Source organism: Parvularcula sp. LCG005 (genome assembly GCF_032930845.1).
Lineage (GTDB): Bacteria > Pseudomonadota > Alphaproteobacteria > Caulobacterales > Parvularculaceae > Parvularcula.
The window spans coordinates 2,521,138-2,547,256 of record NZ_CP136758.1; the positions used below are offsets into that span (position 1 = coordinate 2,521,138).

Sequence of the window (26,119 nt, forward strand, 5' to 3'; positions counted from 1 at the left end):
TTCAGTTGTACATGGGCGCGTCTTCTCCCTAAGACCGGTCGGAACGTATTTGCGCGAAGGGAAGCCGTGGTCCCATGACCAGTTTTGATCTGTTCATCATTGTGACCATGGGCCTGTCCGTCTTGTTTGCCTGGGTGCGCGGCCTGTCCCGTGAGACGGTTACGCTTCTCGCGATCGGTGCTGGCATCTTCACCGTACAGTTGTTTGGCACCGGCTTCAGCAGCCTGTTCGGCACAGGGGTGGCCGGGCCCCTGATCGCCCTCGCCCTACTTTTTCTCCTTGGCTTTGCCGTGGCATCCATCGGTCTTGAGCTGGTCGTCGCCCGCATCTGGGGACGGGATCCCAGCCGGCCAGATCGCATCGCTGGCGCGGTGTTCGGTCTCGTCCGCGGCTGGTTCCTGATGGGCCTTGCCCTTTTCGCTGTCATCCAGTTCCACGCCGGCGAAAAAGACCTGCCGCCGCCGTTCGGCAATGCGCTGCTGATCGGCCTCATCAAACCGGCCACCAACCTTCTCGAACGCTGGGGGCTCGAAGATGTTGACCCTGTTGTCATCGAATCGCCTGACACTGCCGCTACAGCTGAACGAAATTAGTGCGTATTAGGCCTTTGATTTGGGCTTCAATCTGATAAAGGGCGCGCGACAGCGTCGGAGGCAGTCATGGTTGAGTTTTCCCGTCAGACCGAAAACAAACGTCAGAGCGCTCGCGCGCGATTTCTTCAACGGGAACAACGGCGTCTGATCGACACGCCTCCTCTCCCCCGCGCCCTTCATGAGGAGTGCGGAGTATTTGGCATCATCGGCCACAGTGAGGAAAGTTCTTCGACGATTGCGCTGGGCCTCCATGCGCTTCAACACCGCGGGCAGGAAGCGGCCGGGATTGTCACCTTCGATCACGCCACCCAGAAATTTCACTCCGATAGAGCCGCTGGCCTCGTCAGCGGCCATTTTATTTCCGAAGACGTTCTGGATGCGCTGAAGGGCAGTGCCGGTATCGGTCACACACGATATTCGACGACCGGTGGCACGAACGTCAAAAACATCCAGCCATTCTACGCCGACCTTGATCGCGGCGGCCTGGCCATCGCCCACAATGGCAATCTGACCAACACGGTGACGTTGCGGTCACAGCTGATCCGCGAAGGCCGCATTTTCCACACGACCTCTGACACCGAACTCTTCCTGAAGTTGACGGCACAGTCGCGCAAGCTCTCCCTTGCAGATCGCGTGATGGACAGTCTTGGTGGTGTCGAAGGCGCCTATGCCCTGCTCGTCCTGACCGCCGATGCGCTGATCGGCGTGCGAGATCCTGTGGGCATCCGCCCCCTCGTGCTCGGCCGGTTGGGCAATGCCTATGTTCTGGCGTCGGAATCATGCGCCTTCGACCAGATCGGCGCTGAATTCATGCGGGATGTCGAGCCAGGAGAAATGGTCATTTGCCGTCGTGATGGCACGATGGAATCGCGCCGCTGTTTCCCCAAGCCACCCAATGCCCGCCCCTGCATTTTCGAGCTGATCTATTTTGCGCGTCCCAACAGCTTTGTGGATGGCAAATCGATCTACCAGCTCCGCAAACAACTGGGCGAGCGTCTGGCTATTGAAACGCCGATTGACGCAGACCTCGTTGCGCCAATCCCGGACTCCGGTGTGGCAGCGGCTATCGGCTATTCCAATGCGTCGGGCCTGCCCTACGAGATGGCGCTGATCCGGGGCCACTATTCGGGGCGCACCTTCATTCAGCCGTCCCAGCGCATGCGCAAGCTGGGCGTGGAGCGAAAATTGTCCGCCAATGCCGGTGTCGTGAAGGGCAAACGCATTGTCCTGATCGATGACAGTCTGGTCCGCGGCACAACCTCAACCGCCATTACCTCGATGCTGCGCAAAGCCGGCGCCAAGGAAGTTCACTTCCGCATTGCCTGCCCACCTATTCGTTACCCCGACTATTACGGGATCAATACACCGACCCGTGAAGAGCTGATGGCGGCGACCCATTCGGTCGAGGAGATTCGTCAGTTCATCGGCGCCGACAGCTTGGGCTTCCTCTCGCTGGAGGGCCTGTATGAAGCCTTGGACAAGGGCCCCCGGCACACTGAGTATCCGGCCTTTACCGACCACTGCTTCACCGGCGAATACCCAACCGCACTTGTCGACAAGACCATGCAGGACCATCAGGCCCAGATCGAGCAGCTCAGCTTTCTGAAAGAAAGCAGCTAGTCCCCTCGAGCCGCAAAGCTTTTGCTTTCCGACCACGAGCACATTAGGGTCTGATCAGGCTTTTCGGGACCCGGCATGCACATTCTGGCACGGATCACCATTGCAAGTGTCGCGACATTCATCGCGGGGTTTCTGGTTTTTGCCGGAACGCTGCCCCGTGCGTCCCATTTCAATATTGAGGGCAAGGCCGCCGCATTCGGTGACCTGACGACCGATCAGATCGGCATCGTCGCACTGACCGGGGGCGGCGGGGCCCGCATCACACGCGCCGTGTCCCTGTTCGAAGAGGGCAAGGGAGACCGCGTCCTAGTTTCCGGCACCCACCCCAAGGTCACGAAATCGGACCTCAAGATGGCGGGCAGTGCTGAGACGCTCGACTGCTGTGTCGATCTCAGTCCGTGGGCCCGCAGCACGGTGGGCAACGGTATCGACGCCCGCGATTGGGCCAAGAAAAACGGCTATGCCGCGCTCTATATCGTCACGTCGGATTTCCACCTGCGCCGCGCCACCCAGGAACTGCGCGCCGTCGCACCCGAGCTGATGATCGTTGGCGTCCCGGTGGAAAATGATCTTGTCCCGGAAAAAGGCTGGCTGACCAACCCGCGCGCGCTGTCGCTATTGGGCAAGGAATATATCAAGTTCCTCCTTTCTTTTGTACGCACACTGATTTGATCCATGATCAAGGTCCGCTCAATCATCTTCAACCTGTACATGGCCCTTTGCGCGATTCTGATCGCCCTCTTTGGATGGTGGACACTGTTCCGCCGAGACTGGACACTTGCCTCGTCCCGGCTCTGGAACGGCATGGTCTATCAGGGCCTCAGATTTATCTGCGGCATCGATTCAGAAACGATTGGTCGCGACCGCCTGCCTGACGGCCCCGCCATCATCGCCGCCAATCACCAGTCGATGTGGGAAACCGTGGCGCTTTGCGCGCAGCTGCCGCGGCCCTGCTTTGTGCTGAAGAAGGAACTTGGCGATATTCCGATCTTTGGCTGGTGGTGCCGCCGGTCCGGTTTTATTTTCGTCGACCGTAGCGCGGGCGCCGCCGCCCTGAAAAAAATGGTGCGGGATGCCCGCGTGGCGATTGATCGTGGCGTCAGCCACATCATCATCTTTCCCGAAGGCACACGCACCCCGGTCGGCACCACGGCGCCCTTCCAGCCTGGCCTCGCGGCCCTGGCCAAGGCCATCAGTGTGCCAATTGTACCTGTCGCCCATAATTCCGGTGTGTTCTGGCAGCATCCAAGCGGCCGCAAGGTGCCCGGCACCATCACCATGGAATACCTGCCGGCGCTATCCCCCGACCAGCCCCGCGCCGCGCTGATGGCGGCCACGCGCGACGCCATCGAAACCCGTACCCGTCAGCTGGAGGCCCGCGGCATCGCCCAGCGCGCTTCGCAAATGACCGCTCAAGATCAGGAAGACGCTCCCTCATGACCGATGCGCCAAGACGTGCAAAGCGCCGTTATCTGATTATCCCGTTCGCGCTCTTCGGCATCTTCTTCGCCGCCTATAGCGCCCTGTGGGTCTACGGGCGGGGTATCATGAAAGACGAGATTGCCGCGTACATCGCCAATGAAGAATCGATGGGTCGCAAGATCACCTATGAGAGCATGAAGATTGCCGGCTACCCCTACAATCTGCGTGCGGTGCTTGATGATTTTGTATGGGAAGATCCCGGACAGTGGACATGGTCCGGTGAACGCCTGAACATCATCACCCTGCCCTATGACCCGTCCCGGCTGATTTTCGCTCCGCGCAAAGCACAGAAATTGGTCGTGGACGGCAAGTCCTACGACATTGACGCTCGCGCGATCAATGTCAGCCTGTCTGATATGGCCTATGCCGCCGAAGCCAACGACTTCACCGCAACCGGCGAAGAAGGCGTGATTACGTTCAACGAGTTTCGGGCAAACTGGGACCTGAATGATGAAGGGGGCTGGGTGCTGGTCGCTGGCGTTCGTCAGGCGCGATTTGTCGACACCGCCGAGGGCATGATTGATCTGCCCTATATGAACCTTGCGCTGACACAGGGGGCCGATGCGATGGGTCGGATCACCATCGATTCGGTCGAAGGTGCCGTCTCTACACAGACAATTCCCAAACCAACCCTCCTGAAGGCAAAGGGCCAGATCGGTCTTGACGGCCTCCAGCGGCCGGAGGGCAACATCACGATCACCGCGCGTGAATTGCCCGCGCTGTTTGATCTTCTCAAAACCTATGAGCTGATGGACGCCGAACAGGCGCAACAGGCGATCAATGCCTTTTCAGGAGGCAGTGGAGCAGACAGCGAGATCCCGCTGCCCCTGACCATGCGGGACGGCCAATTGCGGATGGGACCGATCGTTCTTGGGACGCTTGATCCAATATCGTTCTGAAGCCGCTAGGCCTGCTCGGCGTAACGGTGCAGCGCCTCTAGGAAGGCTGAGTTTTCATCGGTCGATCCGATCGACACCCGCAAGTGATCAGGCAGATGGCTCGATGCCGTGCTGCGGATCAGGATGCCCTCGGCTTCCATGAACGACAGCAGCTGCTGCGCATCGTCACCATGCCCCGCACGCGGACCAAACAGAAGAAAATTGCCGTAGCCATTGATCACGTCAAAGCCGAGCTGGCTCAGCGATCCGGCCACCCGCGCCCGCTCTTCCCGGTTATGCGCCCGATTTCGAGCAACAAACGCCTGATCCCTGATTGCCGCTTCAGCTGCCTTCAGGGCGGGGCCGTTGACATTGAACGGACTGCGCAGTCGATGCAGAATATCGATCAGGCGGTCCGGCGCATAGGCCCAGCCGACCCGCAGGCCCCCAAGCCCGTATATTTTTGAAAACGTCCGCATCATGATGACATTGTCAGTGCCCTTGTCGATGGACTGGTCAACAAGGTCACGCCCGTCCGTGTAGTCATCATCTTCGACATATTCAGCATAGGCCCCATCAAGGATGAGGATGATGTCGTCACGCAGACCGGCCCGCAATCGCACCAGCTCATCACGGCCCAGCATCGTGCCGGTCGGGTTATTGGGATTGGCGAGGAAGACGATACGGGTGCGCTCCTCCACCGCGTCCAGGATCGCATCCACGTCAGCGGTGAAGTTCGTCTCCGGGACAAATTTTGTATCCACGCAGGCGGCCTGCGCCGCCAGCGCGTAATAGGAAAAGCCATAGTCGGTCTGGAGGATATGATCGCCCTCCGCCGCATAAGCTCGAATGACCAGATTGATGATGTCATCCGACCCGGCCCCGACAATCAGCCGCGCTGGATCCAGATCGTGGATTTCGCCGATGGCGACACGCAAGTCCGCCGATGTCCCATCGGGATATCGCGCGATCTTGGCCGCAGCATCTGCATAGGCGGCCGTTGCCTTGGGGCTGGCGCCCAGAGCGCTTTCATTCGACGACAGCTTGATGATGCGATGCGCGGTCGTCGTGGCCTTGCCCGGTGTGTAGGGCTTGATTTCAAGCAGTCCCGGTTTCGGTGTGGGTGTCGTCATGACGCGGCCTCTCAACCATGCGGGTCCCGCGCCGCCCCCCTTTCCGCCAATAGGGCTGGACCAGCGCCATCTTGCGCAGGACCACCAACCCCAGTGCCGCCGTTGCGATGCTGAACGCGCCCGACAGAAGAGTGACAACCGAAAACCCAAAACGAAGTTCGGCCCCCATCAAGCCCAACTGGACGAGCGATACAAGCCACCAGATTGTCAGGACGGATGGCGCTCTGACCTCATCGAAGGCCTCCCCCGCCGCGAAGGCACCGTACAACCTCTTCAGGTCCTTGAGCGGGCGATAAAGGTTCGGGCCGGGGGTCATATAGGCCATGACAATCTGCAGCGGGGTCCGGCCAAAATTTTCAATCCGGTCAGCGTACAGATTTTTGACAGAGCGATCGAGCCAGTGGAACCAGGTGACACTGCCGATAAGCGCCGCGACGCCGAAGATGAAATAGCTGGCGACATACATGTCAGCGGCGACCGGGAACGCCTGGATCGGTCCCAACTGGCCGCGCGTCGTCACGAAGGCTGAAACCTCGGCCGCAAAAAGAAACAGATGGATGACGAGATGGACCAGCATTGCGCCGGTCATGATTTCATACAGTGTCCGCACCCGCATGGGGTAACCTGCAAGGCGCAGGCTGAACCCCATATCAGCTGGGCTTTTCGACGATGTGTGTCGTTTGCGTTTTGTCACGCGGGATGACTGGCCCTGACCAGTGAAGGAAGCGAAACGATCCTCTGCGGGGCGATTAACGACACTCCATCGTTATTTGCCAAGAGTGTCAATTTCACGTATCCGCGCGGGCTCGTTACACCTCCCCGCCCGCAGAAAAAAGGCATCGGCATGAACCGTCCGGCAGCGTCCAGTCAGGGTTTGCTTCCACCCGGCGAGGGTCAGCTCATGACCCTGCCCGACGGTATGCATCTTGATGGCGGCGGTCATCTGGCCTCTGTGACAGTCGCCTATGATACCTATGGCACATTGAACGCTGATCGCAGCAATGCGGTGCTCGTCTGCCATCCCCTGACCGCCGACCAGTTTGCTGCCCGTGAGCATCCTGTCACCGGCAAACCGGGGTGGTGGGGAAACATGATCGGCTCCGGTCTGACCATTGATACGGACAAATTGTTTGTCATCTGCCCAAATGTCCTTGGCGGCTGCATGGGCTCGACCGGACCACTCAGCCCCAACCCTCAGACCGGTGCGCCTTACGGCCTGCATTTTCCGGTCATCACCATCGGCGATATCGTCCGCTCGCAAGCCGGGCTGCTGGATGCCCTCGGCATCGACAAATTGCTGGCAGTCATCGGAGGATCCATGGGCGGGATGCAGGCGCTGCAATGGACCGCCGCCTATCCCGAGCGCGTTGGCGCCGCAGCGATCATCGCATCGGCAGCACGCCACACGCCACAGAACATCGCCTTTCATGAGGTGGGCCGTCAGGCGGTCATGGCAGATCCTGCCTGGCAGGGCGGCGCCTATCACGGCACCGGGCAATTGCCGCGCAAAGGCCTCGCCGTGGCGCGCATGGCCGCCCATGTCACTTATCTCTCAGAGCTGGCGCTGGACCAAAAATTCGGCCGCAGCCTGCAGGACCGCGCCGCTCCGACATTCGGTTTCGATGCAGATTTTCAGGTTGAGAGCTACCTGCGTCATCAGGGCGCCGCGTTTGTCGATCGCTTTGACGCCAATGCCTATCTTTATATTACGCGGGCGACGGACTATTTCGATCTGGGCACCGATGCCGAACTGGCCCAACGGTTCAAGGGCACGCAGACACGGTTCCTGCTGACCTCCTTCTCGTCCGACTGGCTGTACCCCAAGAGTGAAAGCCGGCGTATTGTCCGTGCCCTGCACGGTGCGAGTGCGGCCGTATCCTATGTGGAAATTGAGAGTGACAAGGGCCACGACGCCTTTTTGCTGGATGAGCCCGCTTTCGAGCGCGTGCTGCGCGGCTTCGTCCACTCAACGGTGGCGGAGGCCGGCCTGTGAATATTCGTCAGGATCTCTCCCTCATTGCGTCGCTGGTTCCTGAACGGTCGACCGCCCTCGACATTGGTTGCGGCGACGGATCCCTTTTGAAAATTCTGCGCGAACGGCGAGGCGTCCGCGGCTATGGTCTTGAAATCGACCCTGCAGATGTCAGCCGCGCCGTCGCAGACGGGCTGTCCGTCGTGCAGGGCGATGCGGACACGGACCTTCGCGACTATCCCGATGAGGCATTCGACACAGTCATCCTGTCCAATTCGGTGCAGACACTGCGTCACCCTGAGCGAGCCATTTCCGGCGCCGTCAGGGTCGGTCGAAACGTGATTGTCAGCTTCCCCAATTTTGGACACTGGCGGGTTCGCGCCCACCTTGCGCTGCACGGTACCATGCCGATGTCGCGGGAACTGCCCACACCGTGGTATGCGACGGAGAATATCCATCTGTGTACGATCAAGGATTTTCTGTATCTCACCGACAATTTCGAGATGCAGGTGCGAGAAGCCTATCGCCTCAATCAGGGCGCGTCGCCCAAGCGCTTTGATCCGTCTGCACCGTTCTGGCCCAACTGGCGCGCTGAGGCCGCCCTTTTCGTGCTGTCACGCCCCTGAATCGGTGAGGCGGGCCTGAGGCCCGACGGTACCAGCATGCCAGGACGGAACGCCTCTGCCTTGGTGCCGGAAATCGGCACGGCCGTCGACTTGCGCGCCTCGACCAGATTGAGCCCGGCTAGGTTCGGCAGCAGCATGGGCAGTCGCCAGCCTTCAATATGCTCACCCAGCCGTTCCCATGTCCGAGCCAGGGGTAGAAGCGAGACCTGCTTGAAGGGCGGGAAATGAAGCGATGTGGCGTGCGCCGTCGGGGCGAACATCCCTTCGGTCAGAAGCGTATCCAGCTGCCGGCGGGAGAAGGGCCGACCCGCCGCAAAAGGCGTGCTTTCAGTCATTGACCAAAGGCCGCGTCGGTTGGTGGCGGCCATGATGAGAAGACCATCATTGCTCAGCACACGCCAAGCCTCCCGCAGCAGTCGGCGGGGGTCCGGCCCCTCTTCAAGGCCGTGGATGATAAACAAGCGGTCGAGCGAGGCGTCGGGTAATGGCCAGCAATGTTCATGCACCAGACAGGCGGGGATGTCGCCCCCAGCCCGCACTCCCGTACCTTCCGGGACCAGCGCAAACTTTCGCTCCGTGCCCGTAAAGCCGCCCAGAAACGGCTGGGCATAGCCATAACCGGCAACGCGCAGCCGGTCCGCCGTACCCCATGCCTGCACCAGCTTGTCGGTCACGACCCCCGCCACCAGCGCACCCAGCGGGCTGGCGTAGAACTCTTCCAGATCTGAAGCGGCTTGTCGCAAGTCGGGGTCGCACCTTTCATCCCGTTGAATTTTCAGGGGGGCTCCGCCAACATATAGGACATGATCTACCGACATGGACACCTTTCGGTGAAACAAGTGCCCTGTCTGCACGATAATTACGGTTATCTGCTGCGGGATGAAGCAACCGGGACGGTTGCCGCCATTGATACGCCGGAGGTGGGCCCGCTTGTCGCGGCCCTGGACGAGCTGGGATGGGGGCTGGATTACATCCTCAATACCCACTGGCACCCCGACCATGTGGGCGGCAACGAGACCCTCAAGGCGCGCTATGGGGCGACCATCATCGGTCCCGAAGGCGAAGCCGACAAAATCCCCGGCGCCGACCGACTGGTGTCGGAAGGCGATATCGTGACCCTGGGAGAGCGCAAGGCGCGTGTCGTTGAAACCCCCGGTCACACGCTGGGACACATCGTCTATCTGTTCGGTGATGAAGACGTCGCCTTTGTCGGCGATACGCTGTTCAGTCTGGGATGCGGTCGACTGTTCGAGGGCACAGCCGCACAGATGTGGGCCTCGCTGCAGAAAATCCGCAACTGGGCGCCGCAGACCACGATCTACTGCGCCCATGAATACACGGCCGCCAATTATCAGTTTGCCGCCTCGATCGACCCCAACAATGCCGCCCTGCAGGCGCGCGGCGAGCGGATTGCAGAATTGCGCTCAGACGGCCAGCCCACTGTTCCGATGATCCTCGCCGATGAATGTCGGGAGAACCCCTTCCTGCGCGCTGATGACGCGGTCCTCGCCGCCAACCTGGGCGTTGCCGACGCGGACCCGGCATCGGTTTTTGCAGAGATCCGCGGTCGCAAGGACCGCTTCTGACCCGTCGCCTCCGGCTGTTAACCGTGCTATATGAACAGGCGCAGGAGCGGAGAAACCGATCATGATTGAAGTTGGCGAAACCCGGCGCAAGCCGGACCTTGAATCACGCGCCACCGCCCTTGGCTATGCCGGGCTGATTCCGTTTGCGGCAGCAGGTCTGTTGATCTGGCTCCAGCCGCCATCGCTCTCTTGGCTCGTCAACGGTTTCGTTTACGCCACGCTGATCTATGGGGCGATCATCCTGAGTTTCATGGCGGGCGCCCGGTGGGGCGCCGGTATCGCGACGGGTGATTCCGACAAGCTGACCCCTGCTATCGTCGCGGCCCTGATTGCATGGCTGGCCGTGCTGCCCCGCGATGTCATTCCCGGCTATGACCCGACCTATTCGGTGCGATACCTGATCCTGCTGGCATCCTTTATCGGCCTGTTCGTGCATGAGGTATCGGCGCGGGACTGGGATCATTGGTATTCCGGCCTGCGGTTTCGCCTGACCATGATGGTGGCGGGCCTGATCATCCTGATCATGCTGGGCCTGAACTACTGAGGCGGTCAGCCCTTGCGCGGCAGTCGGCCGACATAACGGCCACGACCGTCCGGACGCAGCGCCTCGTGCGGCACCCTGTAGACACGGTCCTTGCCCAGCAGATGCACCTGAAAGGCACGCGAGAACACCGCGCGAAAGGCCGTGTCCATCACATTGAGGCCGCCGGTATAGGCGCCGAATGACGGTAGGATCATCCGCGTGTCGTCGGAGACGAAACAGGCCCGGCGCACCCCATGCCCGTCCCGCACGGCGATGGCGCAGGGGTGAAGGTGCCCCGCCAGATTCCACTCGGGCACCTCCCATGGCTCATGCGCAAAGGTCAGACCGTGGATCTCCACGGTCGAATGCACGGCGCCGCAGAACCGTTTGGGCGGATACGGGTCGTGATTGCCCAACACCCAGATCCAGTCGACGGACCGGCACAGGGCATCAAGACGCGCAGCGTCGGCATCGTCCATCCGCTCTTCTGCCTCAGGATCATGAAACGCGTCGCCCAGCGACAGGATCGTCCGAGGACGGTAGATGCGGCACAATTGCTCAAGCGCCGTCAGCGTGGCGCGGGTATCGTAAGGCGGAAGAAAAAGGCCCCGCTTGGCGTAGTGGGAGCCCTTCTCGAAATGCAGATCAGAGACGATCAGCATCTCATGCTGGGGCAACCACAGCGCCCCGGCGGCATCCATGACCACGGGCTGTCCGGCCAGGTGGGTGGGCGCAAGGGGCACAGATTGACGGGCGGAAGCGGACATGCCCCTCCCTAACGCGATGAGAACAAAATAGGAAGACGTGTCTTTTGCACACGGCGCAATGTCGCGCCAGTACCGCAGCGCGCTGCGATCAGCCGCGCTTCATGTAACTGACATCGTCCGCAGCCGCTGGGGCGGCCAGTTTGACGGCAGTCCCGAACGCGAGAATCTCCGCCGCGCCCTGCGTGATCGTGGAGGTCGTGAACCGCATGCCGACCACCGCATCCGCGCCCATCTGTTCGGCGTGGGCGAGCATCCGATCATAGGCCTGCTGGCGCGCCTCGGCCATCAGCTTGGTGTACTCATTCACCTCGCCGCCGACGATGTTTCGCAAGCCTGCAACGATATCGTTGCCCACGTGACGGGCGCGGATGACATTGCCCCGGCACACGCCGAGTGACTCTGAAATGGTCCGGCCCCCAACAGTTTCTGTGGTCGTGACGATCATGGCTTACTTCGAGATATTGTCTTCGTAATGACGGTTTTCAGGGTCGCTCAGCTTTTGCCGGAGAACGCCCCACAGGAGGAAACCGACAAACAGAAGGGCTGCCAGGCCGATCAGGCCATAGGGAAACAACGCGATCATGCCCCCGACCAGAATGCCGACATAGACCAACGTCACGATGATCACGCCGCCAAGGGCAATATTACCAAGAGACATCGTCTCCCTCCTCCCTTTTAATTTGAATGTAGGAATGAGAAGAAGATGTCGCAAGGCTGAAGAACCGTCACATCCTGAAATGCTTGCTCAACCGCAACCCCTGCCCCTGATAGTTCGAGGCGAGCCCGGCACCATAGCCGACATCGGGCGGGCCGGTGAGCTGTTCATAGACGAGCCGCGCGACGGTCTGTCCGTGTTCCAGCACAAAGGGCGCATCATAGCCCCGGATCTCAAGAACCGCGCGGCTGCCCTGTTCCACCCCGAAACCGGGATCGAAGAAGCCGGCATAGTGCACACGGAAGGCCCCCAGATCGGTATCGATGGGCAGCATCTCGGCTGCCAGATCGCTGGGGATCTTCAGCTCTTCCTGACTGGCGAGAATATAGAATTCATCCGGGTCCAGAATCATGAAACCCGATGCGGGGCGCGGAATGGGCTCCCAATAGTCATCCGGGTTGAGGCCGGCGATCCTGTCCACATCGATCAGCGCCGAATGACGACGGGCCCGATACCCAACGACGGGGCCGAAACTGTCGCCCAGATCCACAGACAGGCAGAGACCACCGCCGATGGACCATCCCTTGCCGGAGACCAACTCCCCGCGTGACTGGCGCGCGCGCAAATCATCATCGCTAAGGACAGCATGGCCCTTGCGCAGGCGCAGCTGGTTCAGGGATGACCCCTCGCACACAAGGATGGAGAATGTCCGTGGGCTGATTTCCGCGTAGAGCGGGCCTTTATAACCTGCTGGTACGCTATCATAGGCGACGCCGCGATCGGTGACGAGGCGCACGAACACATCGATCCGCCCGGTCGAGCTTTTCGGATTGGCCCGTGCAAGAAGGTCCGGCGACAAGGCGAGGCTTTCGCGCAGGCGCACTAGGTAGACGCAGCCCTTTTCCAGCACCGCCCCATCACGCAGGTCGAGCCGGTGCAGCGCGAGGCCATCGGCCAGCCGCTCTTCCACCGTGCGTTTCGCACCGGGCAGGAAGGCGGCGCGCACGCGCCACGCCGCGTCGCCCAGCGTCAGATCAAGACTGGCAGGCTGGACCTGAGAGGCGGTCGGGCTGGCGCCAAGGTGCAACAATCCGGCGTTCATGGCGGATCGCAGGTCGGCGGCGGTGAACACACCGTCAGCAAAGCTTCGCGTTGACATGCCCCTCCTTTGGGTCTTACGGCGCACTGTCCCGGGGCCCGGGTTTGGGCCGGCCGGCTTGCGGCGGACCCCCGGACAGTGAAAGACCATCCGCTAAAAGGCCGGAGCGCTGCCCGTCAAGGCGATATGTCCCTGGCGTGCGCTGACCACGTAGAGAACACAGGTCATGACAGAACGATCCGATACCAAAAAATGGGGTCCGCGCACCAATGCCGTGCGTGCCGGCACCAATCGCGCCTTCCAGGAAACCTCCGAAGGGCTCTTCCTGACATCAGGCTATGCCTATGACAGCCCCGATCAGGCAGCCGCGCGTTTCGCCGGTGAGGACAAGGGATATATTTACTCCCGCTTTTCCAACCCGACCGTGGAGATGTTCGAGAACCGTCTTGCCGCCATCGAAGGCGCCGAATGGTGCATGGCCGCAGCCACGGGCATGGCGGCCGTTAGTTCAGTCTTTATGTGCCACCTGAAACCGGGTGATCATATTGTGTCGAGCCGGGCGCTGTTCGGTTCCTGCCGTTATGTGGCGGACGATCTGTGCTCCCGCTTCAATATTGAAGCGGACTTCATCGACGGCACCGACCTGGACGCGTGGAAGCGCGCCGTCCGGCCGGAAACGAAGCTGTTTTTCCTTGAGACGCCCTCTAATCCGGGCCTTGAGGTGATGGACGTTCAGGCGATCGCCGACATTGCCCATAATTGCGGCGCCAAACTGCTGGTCGACAATGTCTTTGCGACGCCAATCCTTCAGCATCCTTTCGAGCTCGGCGCCGATCTCGTCGTCTATTCCGCCACCAAGCACATGGACGGCCAGGGCCGCGTCATGGGCGGGGCCATTCTTGGCAATGATGTCGAGTGGCGCGATGAATTCCTGCGTCCCTTCATGCGCAACACCGGGCCCTCTCTCAGCCCGTTCAACGCCTGGGTACTGCTGAAGTCTCTTGAAACGCTGGACCTGCGTGTCCGCGCCATGGCGCAGAACGCGCTCGAGGTCGCCGAAGCGCTGAGCCCCCATATCGGTCATCCGCTGGCCCGGGTGCTGTATCCGTTTCGGCATGACCACAAACAGGTGGACATTGCCAAGCGCCAGATGGAGGGCGGCGGCACCGTCGTCACGCTTGATTTTGCTGGCGATGACGAAACCGCACAAGACCGGGCATTCCAGTTCCTGCGGGCACTTGAGCTGATCGACGTCTCCAACAATCTGGGCGACGCAAAATCACTCGCGACCCACAACCGGACAACGACGCATCACCGCCTGACCGAAGAAGCTCGCCGTGAACAGGGCATCACGCCCGGCATGGTGCGCGTCTCCATCGGGCTTGAGGACACGGCTGATCTCATGACCGATCTTAACGGGGCATTGGCGTCGGTCCGATGAAGTGCGTATGAGTCTGTTCATGGCAGTGGGGCGTGACGATATGGTCTACGAAACCGTGACGCGGGGTATCCGCATCACGGTTGAACCCGATTACCTCGAAGAGGAATCGGATCCGTCCGACGACCATTATGTCTGGGCCTATACTGTCCGCATCGACAATGATTCAGAACAGGTCGTCCAGCTGCTGAACCGGCGCTGGCACATCACCGATGCGTCGGGCCGGACCGTCATCGTGACCGGCGACGGCGTGATTGGCGAGCAGCCGGTTCTGCGCCCCGGAGAGATCTACGAATACACTTCGGGCTGCCCCCTGACGACGCCATCCGGTATGATGTTCGGCACCTATGGGATGGAAACCGAACAGGGGGAGACCTTCGATGCCGAAATTCCCGCCTTTTCTCTCGACAGTCCCCATGACTGGCACCGACCCAATTAAGGTGGGTTCGCCGGATACCGCCGTCCGCAAACAGGGCTAGAGACGTGCATGCTTGACGCCCGTCCCGTCCTTCTCGTCATCGGTGTCTTCCTGTCAGCCTTCAGCCTGCTGATGCTGATCCCGATGACCGCTGACCTTGTTGCGGGACACCCGGACTGGAAGGCATTCGGCATGTCGGCGATGATCGTCGGTGCAACCGGGGGCGGACTCACGGCGGCATCCTGGGGCCGGATCAAATCCTTCACCACGCGGCAGGGCTTTCTCATCACGACGTTGAGCTGGCTGGCGCTGGTCGTCGCTGCCTCCCTGCCGCTGTTTCTCAGCACCAAGACTATCGGCTATACGGACGCCTTCTTTGAAGCGATGTCCGGCCTGACGACGACGGGGGCGACCGTCGTCGTCGGACTAGATGACAGCCCCCCCGGGTTCCTGCTCTGGCGCTCTATCCTGCAGTGGATTGGCGGCGTCGGCGTGGTCATCATGGCGATTGCCATCCTGCCCTTCCTGTCGGTCGGCGGGATGCAGTTGTTCCGGCTGGAGAGCTCGGACCAGTCCGAAAAGATCCTGCCCGGCGCATCGCAGATCGCCGCGGCCATTTTCTGGCTCTATGTGACATTCACGTTTCTGTGCTTCATCATTTATTGGAGCATGGGCATGACGGCGTTCGACGCCATCAACCACGCCATGACCACAATTGCGACAGGGGGCTATTCGACCAAGGACGCCTCCTTTGGTCACTTTCTGAACGACCCCAATGTGCGCGGCCCGATCGACCTTGTGGCAACTGCTTTCATGTGTGTCGGCGCACTGCCCTTCGGCATGTATCTCCTCGCCCTGCGCGGCAGTTTCAATGCCAGCGTCAGCGACAGCCAGGTCCGCTTTTTCTTTGTCGCTGTCTCGATTTTTACGGCGATCATCACCCTCCGGATCGTTTCACTCTTCGAGTTTGATCTGTTCACCGCCTTCCGGCTGGCCGTCTTCAATGTGGTCTCGATCGTCACGGGCACCGGTTATGCCACCACGGATTACGGCCAATGGGGGCCGTTCGCCGTCGGCTTCTTTTTCTGCATCATGTTTGTGGGGGGCTGCGCCGGATCGACGTCATGCGGCCTGAAGATCTTTCGCCTGCAGGTGGCATTTGCCGCCCTCGCCCTGCACGGTCGGCGTCTGGCGCACCCGCACCGCGTGACCATCGCCCGCTACAATGGGCGGCCGATTTCGGACGAAGTCTTTCTGTCCGTGCTCAGCTTTTTCTTTGTCTACTTTGCGCTGTTCGCGACCTGCGCTGTCATTCTCGCCTGTCTCGGGCTTGATACCGTCACCGCGATGTCCGCAGCGGGCTCCGCCATCGCGAATGTCGGGCCGGGCCTCGGCGATATTGTCGGACCCGCCGGGAACTACAAAGCGCTTCCCGACGCCGCAAAATGGGTCTTGAGCATGACGATGCTACTCGGCAGGCTTGAACTGTTCACGGTGCTGGTCCTGATGCTGCCAGGGTTCTGGCGGCGTTGATCAGTCCTTGTCCGTCAGTTCAAGCGCGTAGCCTGCAGACCGGACCGTGCGGATCGGATTGACCTCGCCATTCTTGGTCAGTGCCTTGCGCAGTCGACCAATATGCACATCGACAGTGCGTGCCTCGACAAAGACATCAGAGCCCCAGACCGCGTTGAGCAGCTGCTCGCGGGAGAATACGCGCCCGGGGTTCTGCATCAGGTGGTCGAGCAGGCGAAACTCTGTCGGCCCCAGATGAATTTCGACCTGACCGCGTTTTACCCGATGGGCACTGCGGTCCATTTCAATATCGCCGAACACCACCGCTTCCTCGGCGAGGCCCGGCCGGATCCGCCGCAGCACTGCCTTGATGCGCGCCACCAGTTCCACATGGGAGACCGGCTTGACCAGATAATCGTCAGCGCCCGTATCAAGCCCGCGGACCTTGTCGGCCTCTTCGGCGCGGGCCGTCATCATGATGATGGGGATATTCTTTGTCTCGTTGCGGGTCCGCAGGCGACGGCACACTTCGATGCCGGAGACATTGGGAAGCATCCAGTCCAGAAGGACGAGATCGGGCATTTCCTCCTCGACCTTCAGAAGCGCGTCGTCCCCGTTGACGGCAAGGACGGTCTCATACCCTTCCTTCTTCAGATTGTATTCGAGGATGGTGGACAGGGCCTCTTCGTCCTCGACGATCAGAATACGGGTAGAGCTCATTATTGTCGGTCAATCGTTCAAAGGGACGAAACCGCCGAGAAACTCGTCACGTCGGTCTTGATCCGGTCACCTGTCATTTCCTCACCTGTTAGCGAGAAATGGACGCGTTCCGCAATATTGGTAGCGTGATCGCCAATGCGTTCAAAGTTCTTGGCGATAAAGACGAGGTGGGTACCAAGAAGGACGCCCGCCTGCTGCGCCCCCATCGTCTCCAGAAGCTCACGGAAGATAGAATTATACAGCTCGTCGATCTGCCCATCCGCATCCCGAACAGCCAGCGCAGCCTTTGCATTACCCTTGAACAGGGCGTCGAGGGACTCGCTGAACTGGGTCAGGGCGCGGCGACCCATCCGCGCAACGACGGGGACCACCTTCACCGTGTCGCCCACGCGGCCGACATCATTCAGCACCAGTGTACGCCGGGCGATATTCTTGGCCAAGTCGCCAACCCTTTCCATCTCTGCGGCGATGCGCAGGGCGGTCAGGGAGCGCCGCAGGGCTGCACCGGTGGGATGGCGATCTTCAAATATGGCCAGGACCTGGCGTTCGATATCGCGCTCATGCTCGTCGACGGCGCGATCACGCGCCACCACTTCCGCCGCAAGCGCGGAGTCGCGCCGCTCGAAGGCCTCGATCGAATCGGCCAATTGCTGCTCGACCACGCCACCCATAGTTGCAAGCGCGATGTCCACCTTTTCAAGGCGGCCGGTCACAGATCTGATCAAACCGAACGGCATAACGTCTCCTCCGATCTGTCACCTGAATGATTTGTGTGACAGATTCTTGTCGGCAGCCGTCCTCTTGCCAAAAATATCGTTTTGGCAGCGGAAGCAGTCGGCAAGACAACAGGGAAGTCACCTTAGGCGCGCTAGGTGCGCTCGTCCAGTTGCGGGGTAGAGCGGGTTCGTCTCGTCCAGGCGGCAGGCCCGAGGAAAAGACAAGTGAACACAGTGCCTTCTCCCTCTCGCGTCTCGATCTGGAGGGATGCACGGTGCCGCTGGAGGATGTGCTTGACGATCGCAAGCCCAAGTCCCGTTCCGCCCTTGGCCTTACTCAACTCCGGGTTGACCCGATAGAAGCGCTCAGTCAGGCGCGGCAGATCTCCCCGAGAGATGCCTGGCCCGGTATCGCGGATCTGAACCCAGACAATCTCCTGCTCGCCTATGCCGGCTCGGGCCGCCACATGGGAGCTCGTTTCCCCTGCCCGATAGGCCTCAGGCATCTCAGGCGGAATGCCGCGCCCCAGAGCGAGCACCACGCTATTGTGATCGCGGTCGGGCTGGATGCCATATTTCAGCGCGTTGTCGCACAGATTGAGGATCAGCCGGAAAAGCTCGCTGGCATCGCCAATGATGATGGCATCCGATGCCTCGGCTGGCGGTAGCACCTTGATCTCAACGCCTTCCTTGGCGGCGAGCGGCAGGAGGTTCTCCTGCACTGACTCAACGATCGTTACGAGATTGACCTGGTCAGAGGGCGGTTTTGCCTCGTTTATTTCGATCGCGGACAGCCCGATCAGATCCTCGACCAGCCGCAGCATGCGCTCGACCTGGCTCGCCATGACCTTGAGGAACCGCTCACGCGCCTCGGGGTCGTCCTTGGCGTGCCCCTGCAGCGTCTCAATGAAACCGGACATCGACGCGAGGGGCGTGCGCAATTCATGGCTGGCATTGGCAACGAAGTCCGTCCGCATCCGCTCGAGCTTTTTCTGGGCGGTCCGGTCCCGCAACATGATGATTGTCCCGCGGCCGCTCGAATGCCGCGAGCCAGCGATCGGCGCGGCATAAAATAGGAGTGTGCGTTCCGGCACGGTGTTGGTCGTGAACTCGACTTCACAGGGCTTGCCGGTGTGGTGGGCGTCCCGCAGGCAGTCATGGGCGCGCGGGGAACGGATGAGGCCAGAGATGTGATATCCGGTCACGTCCTCGGTAAAATGGCGGTGGGCCGCCGCGTTTGCTGTTTCCACCTGCCCCTCATGGGTCAGCAGAAGCACTGGCTGCGGAAACGTGTCGATGAGCACACGCAAGCGTTTCAGCGCTGCGACCTCTTCCTCGCTGAAATCGAGGCCGGGCCGCACCGTCTGGGCATCGCGAAGGGCGAAATAGCGCACGCCTAGCGCGCCGAGAAACAAGATACAGATGATACTGATCGGCGCAGGGCCGGCGCCTGACAACATCAGCCCACTGATGATAGACATCAGACCGACGGCCGCGCAAAAGGCAAAATCGCCGACGCGGCTCCGTTCGACCGGCGGTGCATCCCCCTGTTGCTGTTTCGGCGTCGCCAAGGCACATCCCTTTCGTCAAAGAAAACCGCCAGAGACCGGCGTTCCCCGTTTGCCAAACGAGCAATCACGCTTAAAGGGTCTCTCAAGCATCGCAAACCCAGAAAGGCCGAACGATGTCAGCGTCTCGCCATGTCACTACCAAAATTCTCGCCACCATGGGCCCAGCCAGCGAGTCGGTTCACCGCGCCCGCGCGCTGGTCCAGGCTGGTGTATCCGCCTTCCGCATGAACTTCAGTCACGGCAGCCACGAAGAGCATGCCGTCCGGTTCAATACGGTACGCGAAGTCGCCAAGGACCTTGGCCGCCATGTCCCCATCATTGCCGACATGCAGGGGCCCAAGCTCCGCTGCGGCAGGATCGCTGGCGGCTCGATGCAGCTGAATTTCGGCGATCGCGTGGAAGCCATCCTTGGTGAAACCGCCCCCGAGGGCGTGATCCCGATCCCGCACGAAGAGCTGTTCGAGGCACTGAAGGCTGACGACGTCGTGATGCTCGATGATGGTTTCTTGCGCCTTTCCGTCATTGAGGCGGGCGAGAAGCGGATCGAGTTCAAGGTCGAAGTCCCCGGCAAGCTGACCGATCGCAAAGGCATCAACATTCCCGGTCGCAAACTGCGCATCGACGCGCTGACCGAGAAGGACAAAGCCGATCTGGCGTTCGCGCTTGAACAAAATACCGACTACATCGCCCTGAGCTTCGTGCAGACCGCTGAGGACGTTCATAACGCCCGCAAGCTGATCGGCGACCGCGCGCGGATCATCTCCAAGATCGAAAAGCCAAGCGCGCTCGACGAACTGGACGCGATTGTTGCCGCGTCGGACGGTGTCATGGTCGCCCGCGGCGATCTGGGTGTGGAACTGCCGCTTGAGATGGTGCCGCCTGCCCAGCGCCGGATCATCCGCACCGCCCGCGCGCAGGGCAAGCTGTGCATTGTGGCCACCCAGATGTTGCAGTCCATGATCGACAGCCCGACGCCCACACGCGCCGAAGCGTCTGATACGGCCACCGCCGTCTATTATGGCGCCGATGCCGTCATGCTGAGCGCCGAAAGCGCCGTCGGCCGTCACCCGGAGGCTGCCGTGGCGATCATGGCACGGATCATTCGGGCGGCCAGTAGCGATCCGTCCTATTTTGAAGACATGGATCTCCTCGACCTCGACGGCGACGATCATTCCGTGCCGCAGGCTTTGGCGACCGCCGCCAGCTTTGCCGCCGACGTCACGAAGGCGTCCGCCATCGTGGCCTCGACCAATTCAGGCAGCACTGCCTACACGATCTCGCAGCACCGTCCGATCATGCCGATCGTGGCGGTGACCCCGAATGACAAAACCGCGCGTCAGCTCGGCCTTGCATGGGGCGTGGAGCCGATCCTGATTGATCACCAGGACGACTTCGAAAGCATGAGCCGCACGGCCGTTCAGACCTGCCGTGAACGGATGAATCTGGAAGCAGATGATCACATCGTTCTGCTGGCTGGTATTCCGACCGGTCGCACGGGCGGCACCAACACGCTGAAAATCATCCGCGTCGGAGATGCCTCATGACGAACCGCCAGGCCACCGCCATTGATCGGGTGCTGGCAGGCGTCCGCGTCATGCCGGTCGTCGTGATTCACGACGCCGATCATGCCCTCCCCTTGGCCGATGCCCTGCTGGAAGGCGGGATCAAGGCCATGGAGGTCACCCTGCGAACCGACGCTGCCATTGATGCGGTAGCGCGGATTGCCAAGGACCGGCCCGAAATGACCATCGGTACCGGGACAATCATCTCTCCCGATGATCTGGCCCGGTCGATGGATGCCGGCGCCGTGTTTGGCGTCAGCCCCGGCCTGACCGACATGCTGGCCAAGGCGGCTGCACTGCACTTCGATGACTGTCCGCTGCTGCCCGGCACCGCCACGGCGTCAGATGTCATGCGGGCGCTCGAATATGGATTTGAACGGCTGAAATTCTTCCCCGCAGAGGCCGCCGGCGGCGTGCCGATGCTGAAGTCCTTGGGCGGTCCACTGCTCGCGCCAAAGTTCTGTCCGACAGGCGGGCTGACGCCTGAGAACGCAGGGAAGTACCTGTCGCTCTCCAACGTCTTCTGCGCCGGTGGATCCTGGCTGACGCCTGCCGACAAGATGAAGGCGGGCGACTGGGCGGGGATCACCGCCATTGCCAAGGATGCGGCTGCACTTTAGCGCACCGCGCCGAATACAAAAAAGGCCGGAAGCGATATCCGCTTCCGGCCTTTTTTATTTCTCATCCGTCCTCAGACGATGAACCCGACCCGTTCCTTGACCTCTCGCATGATCGGTTCGGCGATAACACGGGCCTTTTCGGCGCCCGTTCGCAGAATGCCCTCGAGATAGGCCTCGTCCCCCCGCAGGCGACGCATTTCCTCGGTCAACGGTGCAAGCTTCGCGACCGCCAGATCCGCCAGTGCAGGCTTGAACTTGCCAAACCCCTCGCCGCCGAATTCCGCGAGAACAGCTTCGTCGGTCATGCCGGCAAGCGCCGCATAAATCCCGACGAGATTTTTGGCCTCGGGCCGATCCTCAAGGCCGTCCATTTCGGTCGGCAGCGGTTCGGGGTCCGTCTTCGCTTTCTTGATCTTCTTCGCAATCGTGTCGGCATCATCGGTCAACACGATGCGCGACAGATCCGATGGATCGGATTTGGACATTTTCGATGTTCCGTCCCTCAGGGACATGATGCGCGCACCCGGCCCCTTGATGAGCGGCTCGGGCAGCGGGAAGAAATCCTCATCCCCAAACTCGTTATTGAACTTGGTCGCGATGTCGCGCGCCAGCTCCAGATGCTGTTTCTGGTCCTCGCCCACCGGCACATGGGTCGCGCGGTAAAGGAGAATGTCGGCGGCCATCAGGTTCGGATAGACGAACAGACCGACCGAGGCGCGTTCCTTGTCCTTGCCGGCCTTGTCCTTGAACTGGGTCATCCGGTTCAGCCAGCCCATGCGTGCGACACAGTTGAAGACCCACGCCAGCTCAGCATGGCCGCTGACGGCTGACTGCTGGAAAATGATGGCCTTATCCGGATCGATCCCTGCCGCCACATAAGCAGCGGCGATTTCCAGGGTCTGGTCCCGCAATTGCTTGGGGTCCTGCCACACCGTGATCGCGTGCATGTCGACGATACAGTAAATCGACTCCATCTCATGCTGCATGTCCACGAATTTGCGGATGGCGCCGAGATAATTGCCGAGGTGGAGGTTGCCCGTGGGCTGCACGCCTGAAAAGACGCGCTGTGCATGTGTCTTGGTCATGGGCGCCCCAATAGCGCCAGATCGTGCCGGGGGCTAGCCGTCAAACGTGCTGGTTGGCCATCGCGGGATGACTGCCGACAATGGCTGCCACCTTTTCCCAAACAATGTCGGCAAACTCGTCGACAGGGGGACGGGGTTCGGTGTTCAGCGTGACGGCGATGACCTGACGAAAGGCGCCGACCATCAGCGCGGCGGCGAGATTGGTATCGAGATCGGCAGAAAGATGCTTTGACTCCTGCCCCTCGCGAATCAACTCGGCGACGAGCGCCATCAGGGTCTCTCCCCGCTGGCGGTCGATATTGAGGACCTCGCCATTCCCCGACAGTTTGGAGAGCATGATCGGCGCAAGCGGTTCGCCGTACAGATATTCCATCAGCAGATGCACGCGGCGGCGGCCCTGCTCGTACCAGTCGCATTCGTCAAACCGCATCTCGGCAATTTTCATGTAGCGGTCGTAGAAATCTGTCACGATCGCTGAGATCAGCCCGGCCTTCGATCCGAAATAATGATAGGCCAGGCCCATGGAAACGCTGGCGCGGTCAGCCACGTCGGCCATCTCGATGGAGCCGTCGCCCTCAATAATCGCACTGATAGCGGCCTGCAAAATTCTCGAGCGAGCATCACGCGGTGCGTCTTGCGAAATGGCTTCAGTCATCATCCATGGACAAACTATTGCTGATAAAATTGGCTCTATAGAGTTACACGCGTTTGTACAGGTTCAGTCAATATGCATGATAATTAACAGTGAATACTAGATTGAATTGAACTCAATTATATCTGTTTCGGTACCGGTTTCATTTAACCTTGAATGTCGCCAGCATACCTAAGGGATCAAGCGGTTGCCCCTGATCGCGCACTTCAAAATGAAGATGCGCAGACTTAGCGTTTCCACTGGACCCGACAAAGCCAATGGTTTCGCCCTGCCGGATGACCTGGCCTTCCTTCACGCGAATTCGGGAGAGGTGGGCGTAATAGGTGGTCACGCCCTGGCCGTGATTGAGAATCACCAATCGGCCAAAACCGCGCTGTCGACCGGCAAACTGCACGGTAGCGACCTGTACCGCAGCAACGGGCGTACCGTGGTCGGCGCGCAGGTCGATGCCATAATGGGGACGCCGGCCGCGCTGGCCGAAATTGGATGTGATCACCATGTCGTCGAGCGGCGAGATGAAGGGACCGACAGGACCGGTCGGCATTTTCGGCGAAGACGCGCAGGCAGACAGGACCGCGCTAAAGGCGATGACGATCAACGGCCTAATCGAAATAATATTTCCCATGCTGCGCGTAGTACTTGTAGCTGCCTTCGTATCCATAGCCGCCCTGCGCCCGCATATCCACCTGGGTCAGGACCGTGCCCGCCAGCGGGGTTTTCAGGCTGCCCAGAATCTTCCGGGCGGATTTCGCCAAAGTGACAGGCGTTGATTTCCACCGCACACAGAAGACTGCCCGGTCAGCTGCATCCACAACCATGCGGCTGTCCGCCACCGCGGTCAGCGGCGCCGTATCCAGAATGATCGCATCATATTGTTCACGCAGCCGGTCCAGCAGCGCGGCGAATCGCCCGCCACCAAACAGGTCACCCGTACCGGAACGATCCTCGGAAACCGGCAGAATATCAAGATCGGTCCTGTCATCTTTTCGAACAGCGGCGCTGATCGGTACCGTACCGGAGAGGACCTCAGCCAGCCCACGCGGCGCCTGCTCATCGCTCCATGGCAGCATGGCCGACAGGGCCCGCCGGCGAAGGTCGCAGTCGATCACGATGACACGATCCCCGGAGAGAGCCGCAATCCGCCCCAGACAGAGCGCAGAGACCGTCTTGCCTTCCCCGGACACCGCGGATGTCACCGCCACGATGACAGACTTCGCCGCATCGTCGGACTGCAGCGTCAACGCACTGCGCAGCGTCCGATAGCTTTCCGCATAGGCGGAGAGCGGCTTCTCCACCAGATAATCCTGAGGCGAACGAATGGAACCAGTGAGCTTGGCTGGCTCCAGTTGCGGTACGAGTGCAATCATCTGGGTATTCAGGGCACGCTCGACATCATCTGCAGTCCGGAGACCCGTATCAAAAACTTCTGCAATAACAATGACGAGCCCGCCGAGGGCTGAGCCGAGAACGAGACCCAGCAGGATATTCAACTTCTTGTTGGGAAATGATGGCGCGCGCGGCAGCGTTGCCTGGTCCGCGACCCGGGCATCGGCTTCGGCCAGATTCTCGAACAGTCGTACCTGTTGGGAGCGCTCCAGCAACTGCTCATAGCCGCGCCGACTGACCTCGACCTCGCGCTCAAGCTCACGCAAGCGGACCAGCGCCTGATTGTCTGTCGACAGTCCTTCGCGCAGTTCATTGATGCTGGTGCGCAATGACCGCACGCGCTGGCGCGCCACATCCACATCATTCTGCAGACGGCTGACGATCCGGTCCATTTCTTCCTGAATCTGGCGTTCGATATCTGCCTCTTCCGACTGCAGATTGTCCATCAGCGGGTGCTTGGGCCCGTAGCGGGTCTCAAGGTCCGCACGCCGCCGCGCAAGGTCCGCCTGTTTGGAGCGCAGCGTGGAAATGACGGGGGACGCCAGCACATCGGAGATGGCATCGGCCCCGGCACCGAGCGACAGCCGCCGATTGACGGTGGTCAGCTTCGCCTGCTTCTCGGCAAGATCAGCGTCCTGAATGATCATTTCAGCCTGCAAGTCGGCGATCTGCTGCTCTGACAGCAGGCTGCCTTCTGCTGACAAAAGGCCGTTCTCCACCTTGTAGCGTTCAACCGCGTCCTCTGCGACGCGCAAGTTTTTGCGCGTGTTTTCGACAGCGTCGAAAAGCGAATCCTGCACCAGCGTATAGGTCTCGAATTTCTGGTTCAGCTGATCGAGAATGTACTGATCTGCATAGGCATTTGCGATCTGCGCGGCGAGTTCAGGATCACGGCTCGTTGCGCGAATTGCGATAGCGTAAGTGATGCCGGCGCGTTCCGCTTCGACGGCCTGGGCGACAAGGGCGTGGGTCTGTTCACGGATGATCCGTTCGTTGACGTCCTCATCGCGGTCCAGCTGGGCAGGCGCGAAGAGAGCCGCCAGGCCACGGCGCTCCCGAATATAGGGATTGAATTCTGGCACGGCGTAAAGATTGAGCTTTTCGGCAACCTGCGCCGCCATGCTCTGGCTCATGATCAGCTGAACTTCCGTATCCACCACCGCGGCATCCGGTGACACGCCGGAAATGATCGCTGAAACATCGAGCGCGCGGGTCTCGGATTTGTTCAGGACAACCCGCGCCTCCGCCGTGTAGCGAGGCGTCTGCTGAAACGTGATGATCGTGACGAGGGCCAGAACGGTAATGGCCGTCGCGCAGAACAGCCTGAACCGCCGCCGGAACATGGCCCAGAGACCGGGCAGGTCGAGCAGCCCGTTGGCAGGGATCAAAGAAGGCTCGCTGGCTGGCAGTGTCATATCGCTAATCTTTTTCACCCAAGCGCCCCATAGGTGGGGATCGCGGTCGCATTCCGTCCCGAAAATCGCAAAGTGTGCCAAGTCTAGCCC

28 protein-coding genes are annotated in these 26,119 nt (G+C 60.7%); 14 read left to right on the forward strand and 14 right to left on the reverse strand.

Annotated features, from left to right (window positions below; all coding sequences use genetic code 11):
* Positions 1-74 precede the first annotated feature (74 nt).
* The 5 genes from RUI03_RS11970 (at position 75) to RUI03_RS11990 (ending at position 4,594) form a co-directional block, all read left to right on the forward strand.
* On the forward strand, positions 75-593 hold the full coding sequence (locus tag RUI03_RS11970; RefSeq protein WP_317287699.1) for a CvpA family protein: 519 nt from the start codon (positions 75-77) through the stop codon (positions 591-593).
* Between the two features lie 66 nt (positions 594-659).
* Entirely contained in the window at positions 660-2,213 is a 1,554-nt protein-coding gene (purF, locus tag RUI03_RS11975) for an amidophosphoribosyltransferase (protein ID WP_317287700.1), read from the forward strand.
* Between the two features lie 75 nt (positions 2,214-2,288).
* Positions 2,289-2,885, forward strand: a complete 597-nt coding sequence (locus RUI03_RS11980) for a YdcF family protein (protein ID WP_317287701.1) — start codon at positions 2,289-2,291, stop codon at positions 2,883-2,885.
* 3 nt (positions 2,886-2,888) lie between these two features.
* Positions 2,889-3,653: a lysophospholipid acyltransferase family protein gene (locus RUI03_RS11985; protein ID WP_317287702.1), complete on the forward strand. Its 765-nt coding sequence runs from the start codon at positions 2,889-2,891 to the stop codon at positions 3,651-3,653.
* On the forward strand, positions 3,650-4,594 hold the full coding sequence (locus RUI03_RS11990) for a DUF2125 domain-containing protein (protein ID WP_317287703.1): 945 nt from the start codon (positions 3,650-3,652) through the stop codon (positions 4,592-4,594). Before RUI03_RS11985 ends, RUI03_RS11990 begins: the two co-directional genes overlap by 4 nt.
* Before the next feature lie 5 nt (positions 4,595-4,599).
* Here the strand turns inward: RUI03_RS11990 and hisC are convergent, their stop codons facing one another.
* Positions 4,600-5,706, reverse strand: a complete 1,107-nt coding sequence (gene hisC, locus RUI03_RS11995; protein ID WP_317287704.1) for a histidinol-phosphate transaminase — start codon at positions 5,704-5,706, stop codon at positions 4,600-4,602.
* On the reverse strand, positions 5,672-6,355 hold the full coding sequence (locus tag RUI03_RS12000) for a DUF4328 domain-containing protein (RefSeq protein WP_317287705.1): 684 nt from the start codon (positions 6,353-6,355) through the stop codon (positions 5,672-5,674). Before RUI03_RS12000 ends, hisC begins: the two co-directional genes overlap by 35 nt.
* A gap of 252 nt (positions 6,356-6,607) precedes the next feature.
* Between RUI03_RS12000 and RUI03_RS12005 the strand changes: the two genes are divergently transcribed.
* Together RUI03_RS12005 and metW are read left to right on the forward strand one after the other, a co-directional pair.
* Positions 6,608-7,699, forward strand: a complete 1,092-nt coding sequence (locus RUI03_RS12005; protein ID WP_317287706.1) for a homoserine O-acetyltransferase MetX — start codon at positions 6,608-6,610, stop codon at positions 7,697-7,699.
* Entirely contained in the window at positions 7,696-8,304 is a 609-nt protein-coding gene (gene metW, locus RUI03_RS12010) for a methionine biosynthesis protein MetW (RefSeq protein ID WP_317287707.1), read from the forward strand. Before RUI03_RS12005 ends, metW begins: the two co-directional genes overlap by 4 nt.
* On the opposite strand, the gene RUI03_RS12015 is transcribed toward metW, so the two are convergent.
* Complete coding sequence (locus tag RUI03_RS12015; RefSeq protein WP_317287708.1) at positions 8,211-9,047, reverse strand: class I SAM-dependent methyltransferase; 837 nt, start codon at positions 9,045-9,047, stop codon at positions 8,211-8,213. The two genes, metW and RUI03_RS12015, sit on opposite strands and share 94 nt — an antisense overlap.
* Before the next feature lie 60 nt (positions 9,048-9,107).
* Between RUI03_RS12015 and gloB the strand changes: the two genes are divergently transcribed.
* The gene (gloB, locus tag RUI03_RS12020; RefSeq protein ID WP_410795872.1) at positions 9,108-9,890 is read left to right on the forward strand and encodes a hydroxyacylglutathione hydrolase; all 783 of its coding nucleotides are present in this window, start codon (positions 9,108-9,110) and stop codon (positions 9,888-9,890) included.
* A gap of 61 nt (positions 9,891-9,951) precedes the next feature.
* Complete coding sequence (locus RUI03_RS12025; RefSeq protein WP_317287710.1) at positions 9,952-10,434, forward strand: DUF3429 domain-containing protein; 483 nt, start codon at positions 9,952-9,954, stop codon at positions 10,432-10,434.
* 5 nt (positions 10,435-10,439) lie between these two features.
* Here the strand turns inward: RUI03_RS12025 and pdeM are convergent, their stop codons facing one another.
* The 4 genes from pdeM to RUI03_RS12045 all read right to left on the reverse strand — a co-directional run bounded on the left by pdeM (position 10,440) and on the right by RUI03_RS12045 (position 12,994).
* Entirely contained in the window at positions 10,440-11,180 is a 741-nt protein-coding gene (pdeM, locus tag RUI03_RS12030; protein WP_317287711.1) for a ligase-associated DNA damage response endonuclease PdeM, read from the reverse strand.
* Positions 11,181-11,268: 88 nt separating this feature from the next.
* Positions 11,269-11,625, reverse strand: coding sequence for a YbjQ family protein (locus tag RUI03_RS12035; RefSeq protein ID WP_317287712.1), 357 nt, complete (start codon positions 11,623-11,625; stop codon positions 11,269-11,271).
* Positions 11,626-11,628: 3 nt separating this feature from the next.
* The gene (locus RUI03_RS12040; RefSeq protein ID WP_317287713.1) at positions 11,629-11,838 is read right to left on the reverse strand and encodes a hypothetical protein; all 210 of its coding nucleotides are present in this window, start codon (positions 11,836-11,838) and stop codon (positions 11,629-11,631) included.
* A 67-nt stretch (positions 11,839-11,905) separates the two neighbouring features.
* Complete coding sequence (locus RUI03_RS12045; RefSeq protein WP_317287714.1) at positions 11,906-12,994, reverse strand: 2'-deoxycytidine 5'-triphosphate deaminase; 1,089 nt, start codon at positions 12,992-12,994, stop codon at positions 11,906-11,908.
* 166 nt (positions 12,995-13,160) lie between these two features.
* Between RUI03_RS12045 and metZ the strand changes: the two genes are divergently transcribed.
* From metZ to RUI03_RS12060, 3 genes are read left to right on the forward strand one after another with little or no spacing between them, the layout of a single operon-like run.
* Positions 13,161-14,375, forward strand: coding sequence for an O-succinylhomoserine sulfhydrylase (gene metZ, locus RUI03_RS12050; protein ID WP_317287715.1), 1,215 nt, complete (start codon positions 13,161-13,163; stop codon positions 14,373-14,375).
* A gap of 40 nt (positions 14,376-14,415) precedes the next feature.
* Positions 14,416-14,811, forward strand: a complete 396-nt coding sequence (gene apaG / locus RUI03_RS12055; protein WP_410795947.1) for a Co2+/Mg2+ efflux protein ApaG — start codon at positions 14,416-14,418, stop codon at positions 14,809-14,811.
* Between the two features lie 48 nt (positions 14,812-14,859).
* Positions 14,860-16,323 (forward strand): TrkH family potassium uptake protein, encoded by a 1,464-nt coding sequence (locus RUI03_RS12060; RefSeq protein ID WP_317287717.1) that lies wholly within the window; start codon positions 14,860-14,862, stop codon positions 16,321-16,323.
* Here RUI03_RS12060 and phoB read toward each other — a convergent pair whose 3' ends face one another.
* The 3 genes from phoB to RUI03_RS12075 all read right to left on the reverse strand — a co-directional run bounded on the left by phoB (position 16,324) and on the right by RUI03_RS12075 (position 19,309).
* Positions 16,324-17,022: a phosphate regulon transcriptional regulator PhoB gene (gene phoB / locus RUI03_RS12065; protein ID WP_317287718.1), complete on the reverse strand. Its 699-nt coding sequence runs from the start codon at positions 17,020-17,022 to the stop codon at positions 16,324-16,326.
* Positions 17,023-17,039: 17 nt separating this feature from the next.
* Positions 17,040-17,759, reverse strand: coding sequence for a phosphate signaling complex protein PhoU (gene phoU, locus RUI03_RS12070; RefSeq protein WP_317287719.1), 720 nt, complete (start codon positions 17,757-17,759; stop codon positions 17,040-17,042).
* A 131-nt stretch (positions 17,760-17,890) separates the two neighbouring features.
* Entirely contained in the window at positions 17,891-19,309 is a 1,419-nt protein-coding gene (locus RUI03_RS12075; protein ID WP_317287720.1) for an ATP-binding protein, read from the reverse strand.
* A 113-nt stretch (positions 19,310-19,422) separates the two neighbouring features.
* On the opposite strand from RUI03_RS12075, the gene pyk reads away from it, so the two are divergent.
* Together pyk and eda are read left to right on the forward strand one after the other, a co-directional pair.
* Positions 19,423-20,853, forward strand: coding sequence for a pyruvate kinase (pyk, locus tag RUI03_RS12080; protein WP_317287721.1), 1,431 nt, complete (start codon positions 19,423-19,425; stop codon positions 20,851-20,853).
* Positions 20,850-21,491: a bifunctional 4-hydroxy-2-oxoglutarate aldolase/2-dehydro-3-deoxy-phosphogluconate aldolase gene (eda, locus tag RUI03_RS12085; RefSeq protein WP_317287722.1), complete on the forward strand. Its 642-nt coding sequence runs from the start codon at positions 20,850-20,852 to the stop codon at positions 21,489-21,491. The genes pyk and eda overlap by 4 nt, the downstream gene beginning before the upstream one ends.
* 71 nt (positions 21,492-21,562) lie before the next feature.
* Here the strand turns inward: eda and trpS are convergent, their stop codons facing one another.
* The 4 genes from trpS to RUI03_RS12105 all read right to left on the reverse strand — a co-directional run bounded on the left by trpS (position 21,563) and on the right by RUI03_RS12105 (position 26,029).
* A complete protein-coding gene (gene trpS, locus RUI03_RS12090) occupies positions 21,563-22,576 on the reverse strand; it encodes a tryptophan--tRNA ligase (RefSeq protein WP_317287723.1) in 1,014 nt (337 codons plus the stop codon).
* 40 nt (positions 22,577-22,616) lie between these two features.
* Complete coding sequence (locus tag RUI03_RS12095) at positions 22,617-23,234, reverse strand: TetR/AcrR family transcriptional regulator (protein ID WP_317287724.1); 618 nt, start codon at positions 23,232-23,234, stop codon at positions 22,617-22,619.
* 136 nt (positions 23,235-23,370) lie between these two features.
* Positions 23,371-23,853, reverse strand: a complete 483-nt coding sequence (locus tag RUI03_RS12100; RefSeq protein ID WP_317287725.1) for a M23 family metallopeptidase — start codon at positions 23,851-23,853, stop codon at positions 23,371-23,373.
* Positions 23,831-26,029, reverse strand: coding sequence for a polysaccharide biosynthesis tyrosine autokinase (locus tag RUI03_RS12105; RefSeq protein ID WP_317287726.1), 2,199 nt, complete (start codon positions 26,027-26,029; stop codon positions 23,831-23,833). The genes RUI03_RS12100 and RUI03_RS12105 overlap by 23 nt, the downstream gene beginning before the upstream one ends.
* Between the last annotated feature and the right edge of the window lie 90 nt (positions 26,030-26,119).

What these genes read in the sequence shown, in the direction of transcription:
- RUI03_RS12105 (WP_317287726.1), bottom strand. Translation starts at nt 26,029, where the DNA reads ATGACACTGCCAGCCAGCGAGCCTTCTTTGATCCCTGCCAACGGGCTG.
- pyk (WP_317287721.1), top strand. Translation starts at nt 19,423, where the DNA reads ATGTCAGCGTCTCGCCATGTCACTACCAAAATTCTCGCCACCATGGGC.
- RUI03_RS12100 (WP_317287725.1), bottom strand. Translation starts at nt 23,853, where the DNA reads ATGGGAAATATTATTTCGATTAGGCCGTTGATCGTCATCGCCTTTAGC.
- RUI03_RS12060 (WP_317287717.1), top strand. Translation starts at nt 14,860, where the DNA reads ATGCTTGACGCCCGTCCCGTCCTTCTCGTCATCGGTGTCTTCCTGTCA.
- RUI03_RS11985 (WP_317287702.1), top strand. Translation starts at nt 2,889, where the DNA reads ATGATCAAGGTCCGCTCAATCATCTTCAACCTGTACATGGCCCTTTGC.
- RUI03_RS11980 (WP_317287701.1), top strand. Translation starts at nt 2,289, where the DNA reads ATGCACATTCTGGCACGGATCACCATTGCAAGTGTCGCGACATTCATC.
- pdeM (WP_317287711.1), bottom strand. Translation starts at nt 11,180, where the DNA reads ATGTCCGCTTCCGCCCGTCAATCTGTGCCCCTTGCGCCCACCCACCTG.
- RUI03_RS12025 (WP_317287710.1), top strand. Translation starts at nt 9,952, where the DNA reads ATGATTGAAGTTGGCGAAACCCGGCGCAAGCCGGACCTTGAATCACGC.
- phoU (WP_317287719.1), bottom strand. Translation starts at nt 17,759, where the DNA reads ATGCCGTTCGGTTTGATCAGATCTGTGACCGGCCGCCTTGAAAAGGTG.
- trpS (WP_317287723.1), bottom strand. Translation starts at nt 22,576, where the DNA reads ATGACCAAGACACATGCACAGCGCGTCTTTTCAGGCGTGCAGCCCACG.
- RUI03_RS12005 (WP_317287706.1), top strand. Translation starts at nt 6,608, where the DNA reads ATGACCCTGCCCGACGGTATGCATCTTGATGGCGGCGGTCATCTGGCC.
- RUI03_RS12040 (WP_317287713.1), bottom strand. Translation starts at nt 11,838, where the DNA reads ATGTCTCTTGGTAATATTGCCCTTGGCGGCGTGATCATCGTGACGTTG.
- RUI03_RS11970 (WP_317287699.1), top strand. Translation starts at nt 75, where the DNA reads ATGACCAGTTTTGATCTGTTCATCATTGTGACCATGGGCCTGTCCGTC.
- RUI03_RS11990 (WP_317287703.1), top strand. Translation starts at nt 3,650, where the DNA reads ATGACCGATGCGCCAAGACGTGCAAAGCGCCGTTATCTGATTATCCCG.
- gloB (WP_410795872.1), top strand. Translation starts at nt 9,108, where the DNA reads ATGATCTACCGACATGGACACCTTTCGGTGAAACAAGTGCCCTGTCTG.
- RUI03_RS12035 (WP_317287712.1), bottom strand. Translation starts at nt 11,625, where the DNA reads ATGATCGTCACGACCACAGAAACTGTTGGGGGCCGGACCATTTCAGAG.
- RUI03_RS12045 (WP_317287714.1), bottom strand. Translation starts at nt 12,994, where the DNA reads ATGTCAACGCGAAGCTTTGCTGACGGTGTGTTCACCGCCGCCGACCTG.
- apaG (WP_410795947.1), top strand. Translation starts at nt 14,416, where the DNA reads ATGGTCTACGAAACCGTGACGCGGGGTATCCGCATCACGGTTGAACCC.
- hisC (WP_317287704.1), bottom strand. Translation starts at nt 5,706, where the DNA reads ATGACGACACCCACACCGAAACCGGGACTGCTTGAAATCAAGCCCTAC.
- purF (WP_317287700.1), top strand. Translation starts at nt 660, where the DNA reads ATGGTTGAGTTTTCCCGTCAGACCGAAAACAAACGTCAGAGCGCTCGC.
- RUI03_RS12095 (WP_317287724.1), bottom strand. Translation starts at nt 23,234, where the DNA reads ATGATGACTGAAGCCATTTCGCAAGACGCACCGCGTGATGCTCGCTCG.
- metZ (WP_317287715.1), top strand. Translation starts at nt 13,161, where the DNA reads ATGACAGAACGATCCGATACCAAAAAATGGGGTCCGCGCACCAATGCC.
- phoB (WP_317287718.1), bottom strand. Translation starts at nt 17,022, where the DNA reads ATGAGCTCTACCCGTATTCTGATCGTCGAGGACGAAGAGGCCCTGTCC.
- RUI03_RS12000 (WP_317287705.1), bottom strand. Translation starts at nt 6,355, where the DNA reads ATGGGGTTCAGCCTGCGCCTTGCAGGTTACCCCATGCGGGTGCGGACA.
- eda (WP_317287722.1), top strand. Translation starts at nt 20,850, where the DNA reads ATGACGAACCGCCAGGCCACCGCCATTGATCGGGTGCTGGCAGGCGTC.